This is a genomic window from Pseudonocardia sp. Ae331_Ps2 (genome assembly GCF_001932405.1).
Lineage (GTDB): Bacteria > Actinomycetota > Actinomycetes > Mycobacteriales > Pseudonocardiaceae > Pseudonocardia.
Genome location: NZ_MCIM01000007.1, coordinates 2,649 through 6,894, shown reverse-complemented (window position 1 = coordinate 6,894; position 4,246 = coordinate 2,649). Strand labels below are relative to the sequence as shown.

General features: G+C 68.2%; 7 protein-coding genes. 6 read left to right on the top strand and 1 reads right to left on the bottom strand.

Annotated features, from left to right (window positions below):
• Positions 1-83: 83 nt before the first annotated feature.
• Positions 84-986 carry a Scr1 family TA system antitoxin-like transcriptional regulator gene (locus tag Ae331Ps2_RS29885; RefSeq protein WP_075313610.1) on the bottom strand — a complete coding sequence of 301 codons (903 nt, stop codon included), beginning with the start codon at positions 984-986 and terminating at the stop codon, positions 84-86.
• Positions 987-1,100: 114 nt separating this feature from the next.
• Between Ae331Ps2_RS29885 and Ae331Ps2_RS34065 the strand changes: the two genes are divergently transcribed.
• The 6 genes from Ae331Ps2_RS34065 to Ae331Ps2_RS32880 all read left to right on the top strand — a co-directional run.
• Complete coding sequence (locus tag Ae331Ps2_RS34065) at positions 1,101-1,541, top strand: WhiB family transcriptional regulator (RefSeq protein ID WP_371336487.1); 441 nt, start codon at positions 1,101-1,103, stop codon at positions 1,539-1,541.
• Positions 1,538-1,939, top strand: a complete 402-nt coding sequence (locus Ae331Ps2_RS29875; RefSeq protein WP_075313606.1) for a hypothetical protein — start codon at positions 1,538-1,540, stop codon at positions 1,937-1,939. Before Ae331Ps2_RS34065 ends, Ae331Ps2_RS29875 begins: the two co-directional genes overlap by 4 nt.
• Positions 1,940-2,059: 120 nt before the next feature.
• Complete coding sequence (locus Ae331Ps2_RS29870; protein ID WP_139319280.1) at positions 2,060-2,506, top strand: hypothetical protein; 447 nt, start codon at positions 2,060-2,062, stop codon at positions 2,504-2,506.
• Positions 2,506-2,964 carry a hypothetical protein gene (locus tag Ae331Ps2_RS29865; protein ID WP_139319281.1) on the top strand — a complete coding sequence of 153 codons (459 nt, stop codon included), beginning with the start codon at positions 2,506-2,508 and terminating at the stop codon, positions 2,962-2,964. The genes Ae331Ps2_RS29870 and Ae331Ps2_RS29865 overlap by 1 nt, the downstream gene beginning before the upstream one ends.
• A 58-nt stretch (positions 2,965-3,022) precedes the next feature.
• Positions 3,023-3,988, top strand: a complete 966-nt coding sequence (locus tag Ae331Ps2_RS29860; RefSeq protein WP_075329913.1) for a hypothetical protein — start codon at positions 3,023-3,025, stop codon at positions 3,986-3,988.
• Positions 3,989-4,039: 51 nt separating this feature from the next.
• On the top strand, positions 4,040-4,246 hold a 207-nt coding region (locus Ae331Ps2_RS32880), incomplete at its 3' end, for a hypothetical protein (RefSeq protein ID WP_217695673.1).

The window sequence follows — 4,246 nt, the reverse complement described above, 5'->3', positions numbered from 1 at the left end:
TCTCCTACGCGCGTGCGTGCACGCACGCGCGTAGGAGAGACGCTAGCACGCCCGGGCGGTTGTCCAGCCGGACAAGTAGACGATCACACACCGTCACTGTTCTGGCTGGTGTCGATGCTGCTGTCCTTGCCAGCTCGCATCTCCCGAGCGAGACCTTCGACGAACTCGATCGCCTGGTCACCGCGCCAGCTGTGTCGCTGATAGACGCGGAACTGGTCGATGTGGCGCTGCACGTTATCTGTACTGGCTTCAGGAATGAATATCTCGTCATCGAGGGTTCGAGCAACCAGGTTATCGACACCCTCATGAGGGGATGTGTAAATGGTAAAGCTGGGGACGCGATCAATGTGCGGCTTGATATTTGCCGGGAGGACGCCTAGGGTGAATCGTCCGCGCCGGGCGAGAGAGCTGATCCAATAAAGCTGATCAATCATGATCTCTTTGTTCTCGCCTCGAAATTCTAGCGCCTCTTCGGAAAGGATTACATTGAGGCGACGTGGAGTTTCGTAGAGGATCTTCTGGCGTGCGATCTTGGCGAGGATGCTCGCTGCAAGGCGCTGCCTTGAGGTGACGCTTCCCCCTGTGGCCACCCAGTGCATGTAGGTGGTCGTCTGAAGGGCGGCCGGAATGACGGAACTCTGCCAGGCGGCGACTTGTGCGGCAGCCCCCTCAAGTGAGCCTATATCTCTAGGCTGGATATTCCATCCGCTAATTGGTACGTTTCTCCATAGAGTCGGTGAACCACCTGCCCGTCGTGCTATATCTGTTATTTTTGCGCAGGTCCCTGGCGGTGTTGATGTTTCGTGTAGCCATCTCTGAAGTTCGGGTTCGGATATCCGCAGTCGCCCCGACTCAATTCTGCTGATTCGCGATTGATCGAGACCAATTATCGCGGCGAGTGCGTGACCGGTTAGGCCGGCCTGCCGGCGTCGCGTTCGAAGCTCTTCGCCGAGGTGGCGTCGAGCGTCAGGGCGGCTATCGGCCATGTCGTCCGCGTGCCTCCATGCTTCGATCTTGAGTCCCTCCTGAGCTGCTGTGCACGGAGCGGACTGTCGAGTGACCTCTTGACAGCGGGCCGCCGCTGCACCACCCTTAAATGCATGTTGATTCCATGCACTTGCATGGAGCAGCGGTCAGACCTCAATGGTCGGGCCTCGACAGGTCGCATCCCTGCCGAGGCCCTGCGAGTCACCACCTGTATCGAGGAGGCGACCCACGTGGTCGAGGGTAGTCCTGTCTTTGACGATGGTCCGGGATCTGCAGTCCCGGTCCCGCCGGAGTTGTCGTCTCATCCGGGGCGGCATTGTCGCGGTGTTGATCCTGAGGTGTTTTTCCCGCTCTCGGAGTCGACTGGGCTGGGTGTGTTGCAGGCCCGGCTGGTGTGCACCGGGTGTCCGGTGCGGGTCGTGTGTCGTGAGTGGGCGACGGTGACGGGGCAGTACGGCATCTGGGGCGGCACCACCCGGGAGGAGCGCGCCGCGCACCGTCGCGCCGCCGCGACCGCCGGCGGCGAGGCTGCCCGACCGGCGGTGGCCGCATGAACATCTCGGACATGGCACCTGCCGCCGCGGCCGTGCCCTCTGATCTGAAGGCGCGCAGCGCCTACGCCGCGTTGCGCCGGATCGCAGCCCAGCGCAGCATCTTTGCGACCGCCTACGGCCGGGCCCGCACCCCGGGAGACCGCGCCGCGGCGGCTCTCACTGCTGTCCGAGCGGCGATCCCCGCGATGACCAGCCCGCGGACCACGCGTCTCCCGGCCGTCGACCGCCGGCTGGACCGGATCGCCGATGACCTCGTGGACCTGTTCGTTGAGCTCCACGCCGCGCAGGAACGTGCGGCGGAGACTGCGATCCGTGCGAAGCAGCGCACCGCTGCCCGCAGTCAGGCCCGCCGCGAGCAGCGACGGGCCACCACCACCGCCGCAGGTGGTGAGTCGTGATGGATGTCCGGGCCCGGTGTGTGTTCTGTGGCCGGTCGTTCGAGATGCCGCGTGATGGCGGCACGCCGCCGCGGGCCTGTGGCCGTTGCCGTCACCGGCAGAGGGCGGGAGGTGGTCGTCGTGCCACAACCGATCTCTGACCAGCAGCAGCAGGGCGAGGCCCCGGCGGAGCGGCCCGGCCTCTACGTCGTCGACGCGCCCGCTCCCGGAAGGTCGAACCCGGACGGTCCAAGGGCCGTCGACGAGCCGGCCGCGGCAGTGGCGCCGTTGGCGCCATGGGACCAGCGCCTCATCGACGTAGTCCGTGATGTGGTGGAGGCCCGGCCGCGGTGGAACCAGACTCCGCCCTCGTATGCCCAGACCTGGGCCTACTCGCGTACCGGGGACTGGACCACCAGCAGTAACCCGCTGGTCCGCGGCGTGCACGCGGCGCTGACACTGGCCGCCCTGGCCGTGGTGTTCCCGCTGGACTGGCTGGGCAACGTGATCCGGGACAAACCATCCGGGTTCATGATCACCGTTGTCGTTATCGGGCTGCTCGTTCTGTCTGTGTCGGGTGGTGGGTGATGTCGTGGTCGATGTTCATCCCGTCGTCGATGCCCGCGCTCGGTGCGCTCGCCCTGGTCCTCGCGGTGCTGCTGGTCTTCCTGGATGTGCCGGGGAAGGGCGTGGATTGGGAGAAGGTCGCCGCTGTCCTGGCGGTGGTCGGCGGGTTCGGTGTCGGCGGCGCCTCCGCCGGCTGGTTCGGCGCCCTGTTCCAGAACCTGTCCGGCGGGGCGCTGGCCGGTGCTGGGCAGGCCACCGCCCAGCTGGTCGGAGTCAGTGCGGTCGGTGCGGTCGCGGCCGCCGCCGGGCTGTGGGCCTACTCCCGTCTGCGTGGGTCGGGGATCACCGCCGCGACGAGGTCGAAGTCACTGATGGTCGTGGCCGCCCTGGCCCTGGTCGGGACCGTCCTGGCCGGTGTCCCGCGCCTGTACCCGGCCGCGAATGCGTTCATCGCCGCCCTCGCCGCATCCCTCACCTGATGACACCGCAAGTTCTAGCTGTGTGCCGATACGGCGCTAGAGAAGGAAGGAGGTCGGGGTGGAGGCGTTCTTCCTGACCTGTGTCGTGGTGGCGTTCTTCGTGACCAAGGGCCGCACCGACACCGCCGCCTACACCGCGGGCAAAGAACCACCCGGCCTCGCGCGGGCCCGGATGCGCCACGACGCCGGCGGCGGCGCCCGCGCCGGGTCGGGTCGTCCGGTCGGGCGGGGCGCGTTCGGGCTCCTGGTCGCCTCTCGTTGGACCGAGGCCTGTCGGGCCGCGCAGCACCGGGCCGAGCATCGTGCGGCGCGGCGGCGGGCGTGGTTCGACGCCACCGCCCCCGGCCGGGATGAGCGGTGGCGGGCCACCCAGCGGCGGCGGCTGGAGCGGGCGGCCCGGGCGCGGGCCCGCTGGGCGCAGGCCCGCGGCCTCACCACCACTACCGGTGACAGCCCGATCAGCCGGACTGATCGGGCGGGCAGGGCGGCGCCGGAGCCGTGGGGACGACGGGCCGGGCTGCGCCCGGCCAGTGACACAGGTGGTGACACAGGTGGTGCAGCGGTGACCGCAACAGACGATCCCGGCCCACCCACCTCGGCCGGCGACACACCGGTTCCCCACCCGACCCCGGACGACACCGTCGACACCGTCGATCCCGACCCCGACCCCGACGCCGCCGATTCGACTACCTCGCCGGGCCCGTCCGGGCCGACCCTGGCGACGACCAGCACGACTACTGCTTCTGGAGGCCACGGAATGTATGAGACCGCTGTTGCCCGGCTGACCGCCGCCGCGGAGGCCTGCGGCCTGTATCAGTCCCAGCTGTCGGGTTTCGTCGACCGGCTCGCCGGTCAGGGCTGGGGCGGCCAGGTCACCGGTCCTCTCACGGACTCGCTGACGGGGCTGGCCGCGGCTGAGGCGTCGTATCGGGACCTCGCCGGGCAGATGCGCGCCCAGGGCGACCACGGCCGGGACGCCTACGACCAAGCGCCGTTCGTGCCCGGCCCACACGCCGTCCTCTAACCCGCAACCCATCTGACCAGCACCAACACCTGTGAGAACGGAGCAGACGTGATGACGGCAGTACTGGATGGTGACGGGAATCACGAGTACATCGCGGCGGCGTTGCGGGACGCCGCCACCGATCTGGAACAACTCATCGCCGGCCACCGGGTGATCGCCGACGAGTTCGAATCCCACGGCTGGACCGGCCTCGACGCCCTCGATACCGCCGGTAGCCGGCTCACCGCGGTCATCGACACGTTGTCGACCGTGGCCGAG

Bases quoted from the DNA above. Each gene is read 5' to 3' on its own strand.
- Ae331Ps2_RS34065 (WP_371336487.1), top strand. From the start codon at position 1,101: ATGTTGATTCCATGCACTTGCATGGAGCAGCGGTCAGACCTCAATGGT.
- Ae331Ps2_RS29865 (WP_139319281.1), top strand. From the start codon at position 2,506: ATGTCGTGGTCGATGTTCATCCCGTCGTCGATGCCCGCGCTCGGTGCG.
- Ae331Ps2_RS29875 (WP_075313606.1), top strand. From the start codon at position 1,538: ATGAACATCTCGGACATGGCACCTGCCGCCGCGGCCGTGCCCTCTGAT.
- Ae331Ps2_RS29885 (WP_075313610.1), bottom strand. From the start codon at position 986: ATGGCCGATAGCCGCCCTGACGCTCGACGCCACCTCGGCGAAGAGCTT.